Genomic DNA, 18094 nt, shown 5'->3' with positions numbered 1-18094 from the left:
AATATAAAATCTAATATAACATTAAAAACTCTTGAAAAAAATAATTTACCATATACAATCCTATTTACGCTTTTTGGGGTGTAGCCAAGCGGTAAGGCAACGGTTTTTGATACCGTCATGCGGTGGTTCGAATCCATCCACCCCAACCAACCTTTTAGAATCTAGTATCTGTTCAGGCGGGTGATTTTATGTAAGTAGGGAATAGAGTTTTCATTCTGCTGTTTCCAGGTGAGATAAAGAGATATGATATATATAGTCTCTCCGTCAAAAAATGAATTTTTAAAAAGAGAAAGATTTAGTTTTTTGGGTGGTAGGTTAATTTTTTGTGATTTTTAAAGCAGGGATCAATCTTTTTCTAAAAAAATGATCAATTTCAAAGTGGTAAAGCAAATTTTTGGTATAGGGCTTGGTTTAGCATTCATGCATTTCTTCTAAAGCTGGCGATCCTTGCGGATGGTTAGCTTATGGCTGCTAGATGATTAGCTATACAGCGTAAGTTCAACCCAATCGCAGAGATAAAGGGATTGATGATATCTCCGATCTTACCCTTCAAATAGTTTCTGCCCATTCGGCAAAAATTCTTTAAATGAACAATGATTGGCTCTATAGCGTTCCTGCGCTTCATCATTAATTTATCTTTCTTTGATAAAGCTTTTTTCGTCTTAGGTATACCACATTAACTTGAAGAGTTGGCAAAATGGTTAGTAGTAATTGTCTGAAAATTATCTGTTATTAAAGTTCGCATCTTTTCCTTATACTTAGATAATGTCGTCATGAGATTTTAAGCCAAAGAGATAAGCATCTAATCTGAATTGCGGCAAGGAAAGAAGCTGAATTTTTAGCATATCTGGTTGCAATTCCCCTCCATCTTTTAAGATGAAGAAAGGTGTTTTCTACAATATGCCTTATTTTATATAAATCTTTATTGTATTTTCTCTGGGTGATTCTGTTCTTTTTAGGAGGAATAACAACTCTCATGCCCAATTCTTGGGCATGGTCAATTATGTAATTAGCATCGTACCCTCTGTCGGCTAGTAAGTACTCAGCTTTCATCTCTTCAATAAGATTAACAGCCTGCTTGCAATCAGCTTCTGAGCCTTTTGTGATAATAACTTTGAGTGGCATACCATGTGAATCCACGGCAAGGTGAATCTTTGTATTGAGCCCCCTTTTGTACGACTCATATCTTGATTGCCGCCTTTTGCACCTGAAGCATGTGGATGCACTTTACTATGACTTGCGTCTATCATTAACCATTCCATATCAGGTTCTTTCACAAATATCTCCAATAAAGCCTCCCATATCCTTTTGTCTCTCCATCTGCAAAATCTTTTATGTGTATTTTTCCATCCTCCATATTCGGTTCTGTCGCATCTGTTGAAACACATAAGAATTTTTGATATTCTGAAAGAAATAGTTGCTGGTAATAATGTTTAAAGTAGACCCAAAATTAATGAAGTATTTTAAGAACCATGAATATGGCGCAGAAATCATTATGGTATCGCTGTATATGAAAGGAAGATATTCTTTAAGTTACAGAGAGATAGAAGAGATAGGCGGGTTGAGAGGACTCAACATAGATCACGCCACTCTACAAAGATGGGTAGTAAAGTTTATGCCAATACTTGAAGGAAGATTCAGAAAAAGAAAAAAGCCAGTCAACGGCAGCTGGAGAATGGACGAGACATATATCAAGGTTAAAGGTAAATGGGTCTATTTGTATAGAGCAGTTGATAAATACGGGGATACCATAGATTTTATGCTAAGAGCAAAAAGAGATAAAAGGGCAGCTAAAGCGTTTTTCAGGAAAGCAATTAAATCTAGTGGCCAGCCTATAAAGGTTAATATAGATAAAAGTGGCTCTAATACTTCTGCTTTGAATTCGATCAATAAGCCATTATCTAAAGAAGACCAAATAGAAATTAGGCATAACAAATATCTAAACAATAGGATAGAAGGCGATCACAGATTTGTAAAGAAACGAACTAGACCGATGCTTGGTTTCAAATCCTTTAGAAGTGCCGCCAGGACTATTGCAGGAATAGAGCTCTTGCACATGATTAAAAAAGGACAACTTGCTGACAATGACAATTATAATTCTGACTTTGATAAATTTCTTTCACTAACTGCTTAATGGAAAAATATACAAATAATTTGAAAGTTTTTGCATCATATTACAGATGCGACAGAGCCAGAAAAGGTTGGTGGAGAAAATCTCTATCTCATGCTGCTCACCAGGCTCTCAATTTAAAGTATTTTGAGAGGAACAACCTATTTTCCATGTATACATCTTTTGTTAAACACAAATCTGAAACCGCCGTATGCGACATCGCTTGTACGGTGGTGTGAGAGGGAGATTCAGCAATGGATCTCTCTACTCGATTGTCGATCTTACGATTAAGCTCTGGGTACATTTTGAGGATAACAATAATTTCCTAGATAGTGTCGTCATGAGATTTGTAGTATAATATGAAAGAAAAGATAAATCAGGAGTAAAAATGGATTTAGGGCTACATAGGCATGATATAACAGATAATATGTGGGATTTGATAAAGGATCATTTGCCAGGAAGGGAGGGTACGTGGGGAGGTTTGGCACATAATAACAGAAGATTCATTAACGCAGTATTTTGGATATTAAGAACAGGTTCTCCCTGGAGAGATTTGCCTTCAGAATATGGGGCTCTGTCGCATCTGTAATATGATGCAAAAACTTTCAAATTATTTGTATATTTTTCCATTAAGCAGTTAGTGAAAGAAATTTATCAAAGTCAGAATTATAATTGTCATTGTCAGCAAGTTGTCCTTTTTTAATCATGTGCAAGAGCTCTATTCCTGCAATAGTCCTGGCGGCACTTCTAAAGGATTTGAAACCAAGCATCGGTCTAGTTCGTTTCTTTACAAATCTGTGATCGCCTTCTATCCTATTGTTTAGATATTTGTTATGCCTAATTTCTATTTGGTCTTCTTTAGATAATGGCTTATTGATCGAATTCAAAGCAGAAGTATTAGAGCCACTTTTATCTATATTAACCTTTATAGGCTGGCCACTAGATTTAATTGCTTTCCTGAAAAACGCTTTAGCTGCCCTTTTATCTCTTTTTGCTCTTAGCATAAAATCTATGGTATCCCCGTATTTATCAACTGCTCTATACAAATAGACCCATTTACCTTTAACCTTGATATATGTCTCGTCCATTCTCCAGCTGCCGTTGACTGGCTTTTTTCTTTTTCTGAATCTTCCTTCAAGTATTGGCATAAACTTTACTACCCATCTTTGTAGAGTGGCGTGATCTATGTTGAGTCCTCTCAACCCGCCTATCTCTTCTATCTCTCTGTAACTTAAAGAATATCTTCCTTTCATATACAGCGATACCATAATGATTTCTGCGCCATATTCATGGTTCTTAAAATACTTCATTAATTTTGGGTCTACTTTAAACATTATTACCAGCAACTATTTCTTTCAGAATATCAAAAATTCTTATGTGTTTCAACAGATGCGACAGAACCTACAAAAGTACTCAGACGTTATGCGAGAGCGCAAAGATGACGATGCTAACTTTTAAAAGACATAGATATATGCAGTCAATTAAGAGTTAGCGGGGTATGCAAAGGACAAGGTAAAACTTAAAATCTTTTGCTTAACCAAATTGCGCACTTGCTTGCTTTTTTTATACAACGCGTCAAAATCGCAAACGCAGGTGCATCTAAAGCATCATTTTCAATGCCAATATTTTTATGCTCAACCTCTTCTTGTTGAAACTTCTTTATTACGCTGCACAGCTCCTTTTCTTCCGGGTAGCACGCTAGCTTATCAATTTGCTCTTGATAATGCTCTTCAATAACCTCTTCAACGGCAACAGTGCAAGCCATTGCAGCCTTATTTCCAATAATTGCAGTAACCGCACCAAGCGCAAACCCTAAACCATTCCATATAGGTGCCAACGCTGTCGGCCTAACGTCTCTATTCACCACCTCCCTGTTGAAATAATCAAGGTGTTCAAGCTCTTGCTTATACATGTGCTTCACAAGTTCCAAATGTTTTGTATCTTTCAAAAATCTGATTTGCCCTTCATATATCCGCTTGGCACCAAATTCACCAGCATGATTAACCCTGATGACCTCGTCGATAAAAGTTTTTTTATTTTTGCGCATCTTCTTGCCTGATATTTTTACCCAATTTTATAATAAGCAAGAAAAAAAAGATAGAGTAGATAGCGTTTATAAGACTTATAGGAACCCCAACAATCTTAAAGCTAACTTGATCGCACAGCACATAATCTTGTTGCACTAACATGGCTTTAAAAGCCTCAAAATTTTGAGCTGTTTGTAAATTATTTGCACATGCCGTACTAAATTGGAAAAAATTTTTTTCAACTCCAAAATGAAAGATAGACATGCAAAACCCAACTAATAACAACAACTCGCACATAGTGAAAAAAAATTTCCCCAACGGCAACATAAAACTCAACACAGTTAAGAAAGAAATGGCAATATAAGGGACCCTTTGGTACAAACAAAGCTTACAGGGCGCAAGATTATAAAAATATTCCGCTATATACGCTACAAACAGCGGGATTAGTCCTATGACAAGTAGTATAAACTGTTGACGCTGTGCTACCATACCCAATCAATACTTAGAGGACTCCGAAAATTTCAAACAACAATTTTTCGCTAAATTTCTGACTCTGGCTATATAAGCAGCCCTCTCTGTCACGCTTAATACTCCGCGCGCCTCCAGTACGTTGAATAAATGAGAGGATTTTACGCAATAATCATAGGCAGGATACACCAATCCCTCATCTATTAATTGATTGGCAATTCCCTCGTAGTCTTCAAAATGCTTCATTAAGATTTCTGTGTTTGCACTATGAAAATTATACTGGCAAAATTCTTGTTCCTGATTTAAAAAAATCTCTCCATAGCTGATACCACTAGAATTCCAGATCAAATCCCACACACTATCTTTATTTTGTATGTACACTGCCAACCTTTCAATCCCATACGTAATTTCTCCTGGGATGATTTTGCATGGAATGCCCCCAACCTGTTGCATATAGGTAAACTGAACTATCTCCATACCATTACACCACACTTCCCAACCTAGCCCCCATGCTCCTAATGTTGGGTTCTCCCAATCACTATGGACAAACCTCAGGTCATGCAAATTTTTATCTATCCCAAGAAGCTTAAGGCTCTCAATGCATTTGGACTGTATGTCATCCGGAGATGGCTTCATAAGTACTTGGAACTGGTAATAATGTTGCATGCGGTTTGGATTCTGCCCATACCTCCCATCTGCCGGTCTTCTACATGGCTGTACATATGCTACATTCCACTTTTTATCATCCAATGATTTCAACATAGTTGCAGGATTTGATGTTCCTGCTCCAATCTCTGTGTCCAAAGGCTGCAGTATTACGCATCCTTGGTCATTCCAATATGTTTGAAGGTTAAAAATGATATCTTGGAAGAACATAATTGTTTACAAACTTGCTTGTATATAATTTTCAGATGTACTAATATCCACCATAGAAGTTATTTTATCAAGTTTATTTTTCAAATGTCAGGCAGATTCGGAGAATTGTTATTGATCTTGCTCATAGTATTCGTCCTTTTTGGAGCAGGCAAGTTGCCAAAAGTGATGAGTGAGCTTGGCAAAGGCATCAGATATTTCAGAAAAGGTATCGACCAAGAAAAAGAAGACCAAGAAGACAAGTAGACCCCTTCAAGATATTTTCTGTCGGCACAAAAAGCCTTGCCAACGTTTATTTTATGAAAGCGTACTCCTGAGACAAATTAACATACCTATTTTTGGAAATCATTATATAGGCAATCTCTTCTTCTGTCATTTCTCTCATCAATCTTGCTGGCACTCCTGCCCATAGCTCGTGCTTTTTGATTATTTTTTTAGGCGCTAATAAAGCACCTGCTGCCAGCATAGCATACTCACTAACCAAAGCATAATCCATAACAGTTGCACTCATCCCAACAAATGAGTTGTCGCAAAGTGTGCATGCATGTACCAACGCTTTATGGCCTATTGTGACGCCATTGCCGATGATAGTAGGGCCATCATTTGTGCCAACATGTATGATAGTCCCGTCTTGGATGTTTGTTTCATTCCCAATTCTAATGAAATTAACATCTCCCCTAATCACACAATTATACCAAACACTTGTTTTACTTCCAATCTCCACGTCTCCTATGATCACTGCATTAGCAGCAATAAACGCATCTTTTGCAATTTTTGGAACTTTATCTTTATATGGTAAAATTATTGCCATTAGTTGTTAGTTTTCCTTTTTTTTGCTTTAACGGGTGATGTCTTTTTCGACTTGGGCGCCGCAGAAGCTTTAGATGCTCTTGGTGCTTTGGGTTTATACTCATCGATAAATCTTATTGCATCTTCCAAACTGATGTTAACCCTATCTATATATTTTAGTGCAAAAAATTGTTTATTACATTCCAAATAGGGTCCATACCTACCTATTTTTACAAAAATATCTTGTTCAATAATTGGATGCTGCCCAAGTACTTTTGGTAATCCCAGTAAGCTGATTGCCAAATCCAGGCTCACATTCTCAGGGGATATACTGCTTGGCAATGACGCCCTTTTTGCTTTACCCCCCTCTTCTTTTTCAACATAAAACCCATATGGACCTTTCTTCAATAAGATTTCTTTTTGGGTTGCGCTGTCAACCCCAATAACCTTGTCGTTATTCTCTGGAACATCAGAGGTTTCGTCCCCAAACAACGCTCTTTTATTATTACATTCTGGGTAATTTGAGCAACCTATAAATGCTCCAAATTTACCTGTCTTTAGACCCAATTGACCATCCTTACATTTGGGACACTGACGCAGGGTGGCTAAATCTTTGGAACCATCACTTTTAAATATATAATTGAGCAACAGAGCTTCCACTTCATTAGCCACATCAGCATTTTTAATTTCCATCACCTGGTCAGAAGTTGCTTTAAATAGCACCCAAAAATTTGACAATACTGATTTCCAGTCTTTTTCTCCACTGGCTATTTCATCTAGGCTATCTTCCAAATTAGCGGTAAAGTCATAATCTATGTACGCATGGAAAAACTTGTTGAGAAAAGCATCAACCAGTCGTCCCCTCGCTTCAGGGAAAAATCTTTTTTGGACGATCTTTGCATATTCTCTATCTACTAAAATAGATAAGATTATTGGATATGTCGAAGGCCTCCCTATGCCTAACTCTTCCATTCTCTTTACAAGGCTTGCCTCAGTGTATCTTGGTGGGGGTTGCGTAAAGTGTTGATTTGGCGTAATTTTTTGTATTTTCAGCATTTCTCCTTCGCTTAGCTTTGGTATCTTATTTTCATCTTCATTTTCTTCATTACTATCTGCGCCTTCTCTATAAACCTTATAGAACCCATCAAAAATTAACGTTGACCCAGTTGCTTTAAAAATATTTTTAGCATCAACAGATGAAATTTCGACCGAGACAGACTCTAATCTTGCACTTGCCATTTGGCTTGCCACGGTCCTTTTCCATATCAATTCATACAACTTAAACTGATCATCCTCTAAAAAACTTTTTAGTTTATCAGGAGCGTGTTCAAAACCTGTCGGTCTTATAGCTTCATGCGCTTCTTGCGCATTTTTTACCTTAGATTTATAAACAATTGGGGCGCTAGGTAAATAATCTGCACCATAAACCTGTTTTATATATTTTATTATCTCCTTTAACGCTTCTTGGGAAACCGTAACACTGTCTGTTCTTATATACGTAATCAGCCCGGTTAATTCTCCTTTAATTTGAATGCCTTCATATAATTTCTGCGCAATTTGCATGGTTTTTTTTGCAGAAAAATTAAGTTTTCTGGACGCTTCTTGTATTAAAGTTGATGTGATAAAGGGAGCAGTCGGATTTTTCCTTATTTCCTTTTTCTTAATCGACGAGACGCTATAATCCAAATCCCTAACATTTCTTACAACTTCCTGAGCTTTCTTTTCGTTAATAATGCTGAATTTTTCCAGCTTCTCTCCTTGATATACTATTAATTGAGAATCTATAGTTTCTTTCTTGGTATTGAAAAATATGCTGTTTATAGACCAGTACTCCTTTTCTATAAACTTATCGATTTCATTTTCCCTTTCACAAAGCAGCTTTAAAGCAACAGATTGCACCCTGCCTGCAGACCTGCTGCCAGGCATTTTCCTCCATAAAACTGGGGATAAAGTAAAACCAACTAAGTAGTCTAATGCCTGTCTGGCTTTCTGAGCTTCAATCAAATGTTCATCCAACCCACGAGGATTGGAAATTGCTTTTAGAACTGCATTCTTAGTGATCTCATGAAACACTATTCTATTTACAGGCACCCCTTGTTTTAGTGATTTACTGTCCTTCATCACCTCTAAAACATGCCATGATATTGCCTCTCCTTCACGATCCGGATCAGTTGCAAGAAATATAGCATCTGCTTTTTTAAAATTCTCCGATAGTATTTTCACCTTATCTTTCGCTCTATCCAATATCTGGTATTTCATTTTAAAGTTGTTGTCGGTATCAACAGCTCCTATCTCTGATGGCAAGGTCCTTACATGCCCATACGAAGAAATAACCTTGAAATCTTTGCCTAAATATTTTTCTAAAGTTTTTGCTTTTGCTGGGGATTCAACTATAAGTAATTTCATCGTATACTAATTGGTTATATATATTTTACCGTATGCTAGTTTGCATATTTATCATTAACATGCAATATTTATTCAGAAAGGTAATAGAGGGTTCTGATACAATTTATGCACTTATTTTGCAATATATTTTTGGAATAGCTTTTAAACTTCGTTCGACTAATTAGAAATATTTATGGCTAAGAGTGATTAATGCGCAGGAATAATTATAAGAAAAACTATTTGGAATATTTCATAGAGATGTTGGTTGCAGAAAGAGGTGCAACTCAAAACACTATGGTTTCATATAAAAAAGATATTGAAGATTTATATAATCATTTGGAGGTGCAAAACAAAGAGCTAAATGAGGTTACTAATTCTGTATTGACAAATTTTATAAGCGAACTAAGTAAAAAAGGGTTGGGGGCCAAAACTGTGGGAAGAAAAATATCCACATACCGGCAATTTTTTGCGTTTTTGATTTCTGAAGGATTTATGGAACATAACCCGGCATTAAATCTTATTATGCCTAAAAAACTTCAATCCATTCCCAGGCCGCTATCAGAAAACACTCTGCAAAAGCTAATAGAAGTCTCTACACAAGACAACAGCAAGGAGGGGATACGTACTAATGCTATGCTTGAAATTTTATATTCAACTGGGATGAGAATATCAGAGTTAGTTACTTTAGAAATGAAGTCGCTGGAAAATTTCTCTGTCGATTCAAACACCAACTTTTTAATCATCAAAGGAAAAGGAAACAAAGAAAGAGCTGTTATATTAAATGAATTTTCTACAATTGCTTTAAAAAAATATCTGGAAACAAAAAAGTTGTTTTTGAAAGATGGGGCTAAAGCAAATTGGTTATTTCCTTCATATGCAAAAGATGGCAGAATCACACATATAACTCGCCAGAGGTTTGGGCAAATTTTAAAAGAGTTGGCCAAAATCGCAGGGGTTGAACATAGCGATGTCTCTCCCCACAAAATTAGACACTCATTCGCAACCCACATGCTGCAAAACGGAGCAAACTTGAGGGTAGTACAAGAGTTGTTAGGCCATTCAGACATATCTTCAACCCAAATATACACACACGTCTCGGACAAAAGAGCGCGAAAATTACTGCTTGATAAACATCCCATTGCCAATAAAGAGATTGATGAAGAAAAGAAATAATGGTAATTGTTCTTAACAAAGAGCAAGTGTAACAGTATATATGTTTATTAAAGGATCGAAACATGATTGGGAACTGGTAATTGGTTTAGAAATTCACGCGCAATTAAAGTCAAAAAGCAAGCTATTTTCCTGTTCTTCTACGCATTTTGGGGAAGAGAATAACACACAGGTGTCTTATGTTGATGCAGCAATGCCTGGCATGCTGCCTGTTGCAAATAAAAAATGTGTGGAACTAGCTGTAAGAGCTGGTCTTGCAATCAATGGAGAAATAAATAAGTTCTCCGTGTTTGATAGGAAAAATTATTTTTATCCAGACTCACCACAAGGATATCAAATATCTCAATTTTTCCTTCCTATAGTGACAAACGGTTCTCTTGATATTGTGGACGCCTCTGGGGAAAAGAAAACTATTACCATAAACCGCATACATATCGAGCAAGATGCTGGGAAAAGCATCCATGATCAGAGCCCAACGGAAACATTCATAGATTTAAACAGGGTTGGTATACCACTAATTGAAATTGTTACGGACCCAGACTTCAGAGACCCAAACGAAGTTGAGCAATTTATGAAAAAACTAAGAGATATATTAAGATATATTAATGTGTGCGATGGAGACCTGGAGAAAGGCTCCATGAGATGTGATGCCAACGTTTCCATGAGAAAGAAGGGAGCAACAGTCTTAGGAACCAGAGTTGAAGTTAAGAACATTAATTCTTTTAAAAACATCACAAAGGCAATTAACATAGAGGCGCATAGGCAAGTTGCATTGCTGGAAGATGGACAAGAAGTCATCCAGGAAACCAGATTGTATGATGCAGCTTTGGACCAGACAAAATCAATGCGTAAGAAAGAAGAGTCTCGTGATTATAGGTATTTTCCAGATCCAGACTTACTACCACTAAAGATTACCGCTGAATTTATAGAAGAAGTAAGAAAACAGCTGCCGGAGCTTCCAGAACAGAAAAAAGAAAGGTATATAAAAGATTTTGGCATCACTCCATATGATGCAGATGTAGTAACTGCAGACAAAGATGTTGCAGAATTTTTTGAGAATATAGCCAGCACAGTCAATCCTAAACTTGTGGCAAACTGGATATGTGTAGAGCTTTTTGCAAGGCTTAATAAAAATGGTCTGGCTTTTCATGAGCTCCCCATTAAAGAAGAATATTTTCTATCATTATTACAATTAATAGAATCTGGCCACATCTCAGGGACGATAGGCAAAGATGTTTTGGACATAATGTTTGAAAGCAATGAGGATCCAAAACACATAGTGGAAAAAAATGGGTTGGCTCAGATATCAAATACGGATGAGATAGCAAAATATGTAGAGCAAGTTTTGCAATCTAATCCAGAAAAAGTCGCTGAATTGAAGGGCGGGAAGGAAAAGTTATTTGGTTTTTTTGTGGGGCAAGTTATGAAGATTAGTCAAGGGAAAGCAAACCCCCAAACTATCAATGAAATTTTAACAAAGAAACTAAAACTATAAATGATTATAGAGTGCAAAAACTGCAACACAAAATTTAATGTTAATGAGTCTGATATTGGTGCAAATGGAAGGATGGTGAGTTGCTCTGTTTGTGAGTATGAGTGGCTTTATATCCCCCCCTCACCGGACAATAACGAATCAATCATTCAACCAGCAACCCTAAAAGATATTATAAATAACGCAGGTTTCAATAGGCTGCAAACTCCTAAGCAATCTGACTTTACTACTAAATTTCCTTCAGAAGTGGAGGCTGTTGAAGAAGTAGGGAAAAAGGAACTGAAGGTGCATGAGGAGCTGAATACCGATTCTTTAGGGCAGTTGCCAACAGATATAGACTTATGCAGGAAGTCTAACCAGCCTGAAGAAAAGCCCTATTACTTTACCATGTTAGTTAGCATTATGATGGCAGTAGGGTTATTAGCCGGATTTTTATATGTGGAGCGGGAATTTTTAATCAGGCAACATCCAATAATTGAGACCATTTATAAGCCATTCGATTACCATAATACAGATGGGTTGAATTTAAGTGTGGGGCAGTTCTCAAAGATAGGAGAACCAAACACCATAAATAAAGAAGGCAGAGTGCAATATCTTATTCCAGTAAAGATCATAAACAATACTGACAAAGCTAGGTTCTTACAAACAATAAAAGTGCTTGGTTACACCACAGCTGGCAATAAAATAATCAACTTATCCACTAATATCAGCAAAGAAATTGCACCCAATTCTGAGTTAGACATCACATTCAAAACCAATTATCTAGAAACTGAATTAAATTTAGTAATTGTAAAAATGGGGAATTTAAATGATCTTAGAGATTTGAAATATGAGGATTTCATTCGCATACAGAGCAAACCAGAAAAAAGCTCATGAACCAAACAAAATCGGTATTCATACCTCTGGCAAATATGACGACGCAAATTTTTTAAGTTAGCGGAGTATATAAATTTCCAGAGTGTTAGCCAAAGATAGATATAAAATTGCCCTGCTCACTTAGGAAATTATTGTTATCCTCAAAATGTACCCAGAGCTTAATCGTAAGATCGACAACTTCTTCAGATTTTGAAACTACCTTTGTTTTTCTGGTCATTCTTGCAATTCTGTGCCTTGTGTTTGAGTTATTGGACTCAATTGAGAGTGTATGTTGTTTGCCAACAACATGTTGATGGCGAGGTATAACCTCTGAATAAACAGACCAATCGTCTGTGTAATAAGTGCAATTATCTCTACTTATGATTTTCCACAATTTTCTAAAGGTTGTAACGTTACGCTTACCAACCACCCAGGCAACAACTCTCTTGAGCTCCCTACTATAGGCTTTCCATATCCATAATTTGTTTTTTTGAATCTACAAAATGCCACATCTCATCTATTTCAACTTCTCTCAATTCTTCCGGCACTGTTGGTCTTGGTATCTTTTTAGCATACAGTATTATCCACTTATATACGCTAGTATGAGCTACTTTAAATAATTTCCCTAGCCATCTAAAGCTACTTTTTCCCATGCTGTACAATAACACTGCCAGAGCCTTCATCTCTGGCGAACAGCCTCTTAATTTAGTGCTTGTAAAATTACATCCACACTCTTTGCATTTATACCTTTGCATACCCCTAATATTACCATTCTTAACGTATTTACTGCTACTGCATTTTTTACACTCTGTATTCATATTTCTATTTTCTTTGTTGCTCGCTATATTCATTTTAGCATCTCATCTATCTTATGGCAACACTCCCTTTTTTTTCACTCAATGCTTGCAAAGGCGTTAAAGGGTCATCAACAATTAAATAATCACCACCTTCCCCTGTGATGTTACTGCCAACTGAGCACGCAATTCTGCATCCATGTTGTATACTGCAAAATTTCTCTTTGGTATTTTGTCGTGTTGATAATTGAATGCCAAAAATTTCTTTATACCAACTGGTTGTCATTATTGCTCTTGTATCTTGCGAAAATTTCTTGGCCAAAGGCATGCTATGGCTTGCAACCATAATTTTTCGCGATGGGTCCATGGCAAGCAACCATGCGGGCCATGCAACACTTATGCAAAATGATTTTAAGTGTCTGGGTGGAATATTGATTATCAATCTTTTTATCTGGCGGGTTTCCAGCGCTTGCAAATATTCAGCAATCAAATCTATATGCCAATTATTGATAAAGTCAGTATTTGGATGCAATGAATAAAATGCTTTTTGCAGAAAAAATTTAAAATTTGTTTTTATGGCTTTATTTAAAATTTTATGTAATTTAATGGTAGGGATATTTTGCATAAATATTGGTACAATCGATATAAGCAAGAGTCTAGCATTTAAACAGCAATCAGGAAGTTTGAAAAAAATGAATGACAAGATTTCTTCACTCAAAAAAGAATTCAAAAAATACAATCTAGATGCATATATAGTTCCAAGTTTTGATGAGTTTCAGAACGAATATGTTCCAGAAAATTTACAAAGGCTAAAATGGCTTACGGGGTTTACCGGATCAAACGGTTTGGCGTTAATAACCCAACTACATAATTATTTTTTTACAGATGGGAGGTATATAGTTCAAGCAAACAAACAGCTTAGTAATGCCGACTTTGAAATTTACGACATGCAGAATGTTGAGGGTATATATGAAGGTATATTTAAAGAGATTATAAACAAATTTTCAATAGGCTATGATCCTTCTATGTTTACTAAAAAATACTTAGAATTTTTTAGTAAATACTTTCATCAACATAAAGACAACATAACTTTACTACCCATCTCTTTAAATTTGATAGACAAGCTTTGGGACAGACCTGTAGAGTTCCCAACAAAAGCAGCACTGGTGTTAGATGCTAAATACACATCTCAAAATGAAATATCAAAAGTAAACCATGTAGTTTCCAATCTACAGACTGATTATCTATTGATTACTTCGCCTGAGAGCATATGCTGGCTGTTGAACATAAGAGGGACAGATATACCCTATTCGCCTTTAATTATGTGTTATTGTTTGGTCAGTAAAGATGGGGAAGTTGAAATTTTTTCAAGTTTGACCGCGTTAAAATGCAGTTACAAAAAAATTAAGTTATCACCGATCAACCAAATAAAGGAGAGGATTATCCAAATCAATCAACAGAATAAAACCATGGAATGCGATCCTTCTAAAACTTCCATGTGGTTTGTTCAAAATTATAAAGAAGAAAACATGAATTTTAAACAAGACCCATGCCTTCTGCCAAAAGCACAAAAAAATCAAGTGGAAATAGCAGGCTTTCAATATGCAATGATTCAGGATGGAGTTGCTCTCACAACTCTGTATAACTGGCTTGAAGAGAGCATCAATGTCGACAATAAAATCACGGAAATTGATGTTGACCAAAAATTATTGTCATTAAAACAAAAACATTCTTTATTTAGAACCAAAAGTTTCAACACCATCTCTTCTTTTGCTGAAAACAGCGCGATTATACACTATGACCCATATAATGGCTCAAACAGCGTCATCACTCCCAACAACTTTTTCCTCCTGGACTGCGGTAGCCAATACTGCTGCGGCACCACCGACGTGACAAGAACCTTTTATTTTGGCAAACCAGATAAAGAAGCTAAATTATATTATACCTTAGTTTTGAAGGGGTTTATCAATCTTTCCAACTTAAAATTTCCCATCAATACAACTGGGGCGCAAATTGACGCAATAGCACGTCAATTTTTATGGCATTATGGCCTGGATTACCCACATGGCACAGGTCATGGTGTTGGCCACTATTTATCCGTGCACGAAGGGCCACAGGCAATCAGTAAGCTTAACAATTGCGCTTTAAATGCGGGAATGGTAGTATCCATAGAGCCGGGGTATTACATCCCGGGTAAATACGGCATACGCATAGAAAATCTGGTTGTTGTGGTAAAAAGTCAAGACAACTTTTTAAAATTCGAAAATCTAACCTTAGCTCCAATAGCTTTCAATCTGATCGACGAAAGCTTATTATCAGATGATGAGAAAAAATGGCTAAAAGAATACCATGAACAGGTGTTTTTTGCCTTGTCAGCATTTTTAGATAATAATACAAAACTTTATATGGAAAAACATTTGCATTACTATCGCAGTTTAATTTAGATAACACTTGAAAATCTTTATTATTCAACCTACATTAGTTCTAAACCAATTTGTAAGATCATGACTTATAATACCTCTCTTACTTCAGCTTTTATTGAGCCTGGCTTAGCAGCGTATATGCAGCAGATAAAGCAGTTTCCTATGCTTTCCCAGGAAGAAGAGTCCACGCTTGTAAAGCGGTGGTTGGAAAAGTCAGATATTGAGGCAGCGCACCAATTGGTGATGTCACATCTGAGACTTGTGGTTAAAATATCGCTTAAATTTCGCAGTTATGGTCTCCCAATTATGGACATCATATCCGAAGGGAACATAGGGCTGATGAAAGCGGTAAAAAAGTTCAAACCAGAAAAGGGAAATAGGCTTTCAACATATGCTATATGGTGGATAAAAGCATGTATCCAAGATTATATAATAAAGTCTTGGTCTATGTTAAAAATAAGTTCTGGCATTTTACAAAAGAAGTTATTTTCTAATACAGCTGCCATCAAAAGGAAAATTGGCCAATTAGATTATAGACAAGAAACAGAGGCGCAAACCAAGGCAGAGGATAGCATTTTGGAAAATAGCTACTATGTAACATCTTTGAATGAGACATTGGGCGATGAACACGAGCATGAAGTGATAGATACAATTTCAGATAACGCACAAAATCAGGAGGAGATGTTCGCAGATAATGAGGAAAAGAAAATGCGAACCAATATCCTAAAAGATGCGATAAAAATGCTGGATGAAAGGGAGCAAGATATAATTAAGCAGAGAAAATTGTCAGAAACCCCTATAACTCTTGATGTTTTGAGTAAAAAGTATGGCGTTTCCAGCGAAAGAATTAGGCAAATTGAAGAAATTGCTCTGAAGAAAATAAAAGATTTTATAACAAGTATTTGAATTACAGTAGGGGGGCAAATGTATTTATTCACTTCAGAATCGGTATCAGAGGGGCATCCGGACAAAATTGCAGATCAAATTTCTGATGCAGTATTGGATAAAATATTAGAGCAAGATAAAAACTCTGCTGTTGCCTGCGAGACAATGGTGAAAAATTCGTTGGTCATCGTTGCTGGAGAGGTCCGGACAAAAGCATGGGTTGATTTAGAAAAAATAGTGAAGGACGTTATTGAGGGTATAGGATACAATAGCGACTCAATGGGCTTAAACGCAAGCAACGTTAGTGTAATCAATTTAATTTCCAAACAATCTGATGAAATATATAACAGTGTTTTTGGCAGTCCAGAAGAATGTAAGGGGGCTGGAGATCAAGGAATAATGTTTGGTTATGCCTGTGATGAAACAGAAACATACATGCCAGCTGCAATATATTTTGCAAACAGCTTGTTGGTTGAATTGGCAAAGAAACGTAAATCTTTGGAAATAGATTGGCTGAGCCCAGATGCAAAAAGCCAAGTCACAGTAGAATACGACGATGAAGGGAATGTCTCCAGAGTAGATAAGATAGTCATCTCAACTCAACATAATAAACATGTTTCTCAAAGGGAGATACACCACAGAGTGATCAACGAGATAATTAAAGAAGTAATACCTCAGCGATACATTGATGAAGAAACATGTTATATAATCAACCCAAGCGGCAGTTTTGTTTTAGGTGGGCCGCATGCTGATTGTGGCTTGACTGGAAGGAAAATTATTGTTGATAGTTATGGCGGGTACGCGCGTCATGGAGGAGGTGCTTTTTCTGGAAAGGACCCAAGTAAAGTTGATAGGTCGGCAAGTTATATGGCACGGTATGTTGCAAAAAACATCGTTGCTGCAGGCTTGGCGAAAAAGTGTGAGTTGCAGTTGTCATATGCGATTGGCATCTCTGAACCACTTTCGATTTACGTTAATACTTTCGGCACCAGTAAGTATAAAGACAATGATTTAGTAAAGCTCATCAGAGACAACTTCTCCTTAACTCCAAAGGGAATCATAGATACTTTGGACCTTAAGAATATTAGATATCAGGACACAGCAGCATATGGGCATTTTGGGCGCAGAGATGTGGAATTTAATTGGGAAAAAATAATTCAACTCAATATTTAGAAATCAGTATATACAAAAGCTGTTATAAGCTTTTTAAAACCATAAATTTTCAGTTATTCCTACTATGTGATTATTGAACCCCAAAGACTTCATAATCTTTGTTTCTGTTTTTTCCATAAGCTTAGCCTCATCTTCCTTAACATGATCGTAGCCTAATAAGTGCAAAACCCCATGCAGCAAAATATAAGTGAAATATTCAATAAACGGTTTTTCCTGCTGTAAACTTTCTTGCGCGACCCTTTCGTAGCTAATTGCAACGTCACCCAAAAAAAGTTGTTTGCCAGATTCAGCCATATGGGCTAACTCATCAGTAGAAGCATCGGTAAACGGGAACGATAAAACATTGGTTGTTTCGTCTTTGTTCCTATACTGCTTATTTAGATCATGTAAATGTTCATCGTTTGCTAACAACAACGAAACTTCAATAAAAGATTTTTGATTATGATCATTTAAGACATAAGACACAGCAGCTCCCACCACTTTATGGCAGTGCTCGTGAACATCAAAGTCTAGTGATGCCCACATTGAAGATCCCACCGAAATATCCACCCCTATAAGCTTGGGACACTCATCTAACATGGGTTCTGACTCTGATTCTATCATACTCACAAAAAATTTATACCCCCCAATGGTAGCAGATTTATTTATTA

Annotated in this window: 20 protein-coding genes, 1 tRNA gene and 2 pseudogenes; 12 read left to right on the top strand and 11 right to left on the bottom strand. The window is 36.5% G+C overall.

Features of this window, described 5'->3' with window-relative positions:
- Positions 1-74: 74 nt before the first annotated feature.
- Positions 75-149 (top strand) — tRNA-Gln (locus Bandiella_RS00360).
- 622 nt (positions 150-771) lie between these two features.
- Here Bandiella_RS00360 and Bandiella_RS00355 read toward each other — a convergent pair.
- Positions 772-1361 (bottom strand): annotated as a pseudogene (locus Bandiella_RS00355) (IS5 family transposase); the annotation flags it as partial.
- A 68-nt stretch (positions 1362-1429) separates the two neighbouring features.
- Between Bandiella_RS00355 and Bandiella_RS00350 the strand changes: the two are divergent.
- The 4 genes and pseudogenes from Bandiella_RS00350 to Bandiella_RS00335 all read left to right on the top strand — a co-directional run.
- Positions 1430-2134: an IS6 family transposase gene (locus Bandiella_RS00350; protein ID WP_323732571.1), complete on the top strand. Its 705-nt coding sequence runs from the start codon at positions 1430-1432 to the stop codon at positions 2132-2134.
- Positions 2134-2349 (top strand): hypothetical protein, encoded by a 216-nt coding sequence (locus Bandiella_RS00345; RefSeq protein ID WP_323732942.1) that lies wholly within the window; start codon positions 2134-2136, stop codon positions 2347-2349. The genes Bandiella_RS00350 and Bandiella_RS00345 overlap by 1 nt, the downstream gene beginning before the upstream one ends.
- Positions 2322-2468, top strand: coding sequence for a hypothetical protein (locus Bandiella_RS00340; RefSeq protein WP_323732941.1), 147 nt, complete (start codon positions 2322-2324; stop codon positions 2466-2468). The genes Bandiella_RS00345 and Bandiella_RS00340 overlap by 28 nt, the downstream gene beginning before the upstream one ends.
- Before the next feature lie 30 nt (positions 2469-2498).
- Positions 2499-2681, top strand: a pseudogene (locus tag Bandiella_RS00335) (transposase); the annotation flags it as partial.
- 58 nt (positions 2682-2739) lie between these two features.
- On the opposite strand, the gene Bandiella_RS00330 reads toward Bandiella_RS00335, so the two are convergent.
- The 4 genes from Bandiella_RS00330 to Bandiella_RS00315 form a co-directional block, all read right to left on the bottom strand.
- Complete coding sequence (locus Bandiella_RS00330) at positions 2740-3444, bottom strand: IS6 family transposase (protein ID WP_323732571.1); 705 nt, start codon at positions 3442-3444, stop codon at positions 2740-2742.
- A gap of 185 nt (positions 3445-3629) precedes the next feature.
- Positions 3630-4157, bottom strand: a complete 528-nt coding sequence (locus Bandiella_RS00325) for a demethoxyubiquinone hydroxylase family protein (RefSeq protein ID WP_323732940.1) — start codon at positions 4155-4157, stop codon at positions 3630-3632.
- Positions 4144-4626, bottom strand: coding sequence for a disulfide bond formation protein B (locus tag Bandiella_RS00320; protein WP_323732939.1), 483 nt, complete (start codon positions 4624-4626; stop codon positions 4144-4146). The genes Bandiella_RS00325 and Bandiella_RS00320 overlap by 14 nt, the downstream gene beginning before the upstream one ends.
- A 6-nt stretch (positions 4627-4632) precedes the next feature.
- Positions 4633-5481, bottom strand: coding sequence for a glycine--tRNA ligase subunit alpha (locus tag Bandiella_RS00315; protein WP_323732938.1), 849 nt, complete (start codon positions 5479-5481; stop codon positions 4633-4635).
- A gap of 84 nt (positions 5482-5565) precedes the next feature.
- Here Bandiella_RS00315 and tatA point away from each other — a divergent pair, with 84 nt between their 5' ends.
- The gene (gene tatA / locus Bandiella_RS00310) at positions 5566-5724 is read left to right on the top strand and encodes a twin-arginine translocase TatA/TatE family subunit (protein ID WP_323733423.1); all 159 of its coding nucleotides are present in this window, start codon (positions 5566-5568) and stop codon (positions 5722-5724) included.
- 46 nt (positions 5725-5770) lie between these two features.
- On the opposite strand, the gene Bandiella_RS00305 is transcribed toward tatA, so the two are convergent.
- Positions 5771-6289, bottom strand: coding sequence for a gamma carbonic anhydrase family protein (locus tag Bandiella_RS00305; RefSeq protein WP_323732937.1), 519 nt, complete (start codon positions 6287-6289; stop codon positions 5771-5773).
- Positions 6289-8673, bottom strand: coding sequence for a type I DNA topoisomerase (topA, locus tag Bandiella_RS00300; protein ID WP_323732936.1), 2385 nt, complete (start codon positions 8671-8673; stop codon positions 6289-6291). Before topA ends, Bandiella_RS00305 begins: the two co-directional genes overlap by 1 nt.
- Positions 8674-8862: 189 nt before the next feature.
- On the opposite strand from topA, the gene Bandiella_RS00295 reads away from it, so the two are divergent.
- Genes Bandiella_RS00295 through Bandiella_RS00285 form a run of 3 tightly spaced genes read left to right on the top strand, consistent with a single transcriptional unit; the run spans position 8863 to position 12190 of the window.
- Entirely contained in the window at positions 8863-9825 is a 963-nt protein-coding gene (locus Bandiella_RS00295; protein ID WP_323732935.1) for a site-specific tyrosine recombinase XerD, read from the top strand.
- Positions 9826-9865: 40 nt separating this feature from the next.
- Positions 9866-11317, top strand: a complete 1452-nt coding sequence (gatB, locus tag Bandiella_RS00290) for an Asp-tRNA(Asn)/Glu-tRNA(Gln) amidotransferase subunit GatB (RefSeq protein ID WP_323732934.1) — start codon at positions 9866-9868, stop codon at positions 11315-11317.
- On the top strand, positions 11318-12190 hold the full coding sequence (locus tag Bandiella_RS00285; RefSeq protein WP_323732933.1) for a zinc-ribbon domain-containing protein: 873 nt from the start codon (positions 11318-11320) through the stop codon (positions 12188-12190).
- 85 nt (positions 12191-12275) lie between these two features.
- On the opposite strand, the gene Bandiella_RS00280 is transcribed toward Bandiella_RS00285, so the two are convergent.
- The 3 genes from Bandiella_RS00280 to Bandiella_RS00270 are packed head-to-tail and all read right to left on the bottom strand — an operon-like array spanning position 12276 to position 13495.
- Positions 12276-12644: an IS1 family transposase gene (locus Bandiella_RS00280; protein WP_323733371.1), complete on the bottom strand. Its 369-nt coding sequence runs from the start codon at positions 12642-12644 to the stop codon at positions 12276-12278.
- Positions 12628-13020 (bottom strand): transposase-like zinc-binding domain-containing protein, encoded by a 393-nt coding sequence (locus Bandiella_RS00275; protein WP_323732932.1) that lies wholly within the window; start codon positions 13018-13020, stop codon positions 12628-12630. Before Bandiella_RS00275 ends, Bandiella_RS00280 begins: the two co-directional genes overlap by 17 nt.
- 13 nt (positions 13021-13033) lie before the next feature.
- Positions 13034-13495 (bottom strand): hypothetical protein, encoded by a 462-nt coding sequence (locus tag Bandiella_RS00270; RefSeq protein ID WP_323732931.1) that lies wholly within the window; start codon positions 13493-13495, stop codon positions 13034-13036.
- Between the two features lie 43 nt (positions 13496-13538).
- Between Bandiella_RS00270 and Bandiella_RS00265 the strand changes: the two genes are divergently transcribed.
- From Bandiella_RS00265 to metK, 3 genes are read left to right on the top strand one after another with little or no spacing between them, the layout of a single operon-like run.
- Positions 13539-15407: an aminopeptidase P family protein gene (locus tag Bandiella_RS00265; protein ID WP_323732930.1), complete on the top strand. Its 1869-nt coding sequence runs from the start codon at positions 13539-13541 to the stop codon at positions 15405-15407.
- A 60-nt stretch (positions 15408-15467) separates the two neighbouring features.
- Positions 15468-16292 (top strand): RNA polymerase factor sigma-32, encoded by an 825-nt coding sequence (locus Bandiella_RS00260; protein WP_323732929.1) that lies wholly within the window; start codon positions 15468-15470, stop codon positions 16290-16292.
- 18 nt (positions 16293-16310) lie between these two features.
- Positions 16311-17444, top strand: a complete 1134-nt coding sequence (gene metK / locus Bandiella_RS00255; protein WP_323732928.1) for a methionine adenosyltransferase — start codon at positions 16311-16313, stop codon at positions 17442-17444.
- A gap of 33 nt (positions 17445-17477) precedes the next feature.
- Here metK and ybeY read toward each other — a convergent pair whose 3' ends face one another.
- Positions 17478-18047 carry an rRNA maturation RNase YbeY gene (ybeY, locus tag Bandiella_RS00250; protein ID WP_323733422.1) on the bottom strand — a complete coding sequence of 190 codons (570 nt, stop codon included), beginning with the start codon at positions 18045-18047 and terminating at the stop codon, positions 17478-17480.
- Positions 18048-18094 lie beyond the last annotated feature (47 nt).

The sequence above is a fragment of the Candidatus Bandiella woodruffii genome, from assembly GCF_034359465.1.
In the GTDB taxonomy this organism is placed as follows: Bacteria; Pseudomonadota; Alphaproteobacteria; order Rickettsiales; family Midichloriaceae; genus NDG2.
Note: the sequence above shows the minus strand (reverse complement) of the source record. Positions and strands in the feature narration are given on the sequence as shown.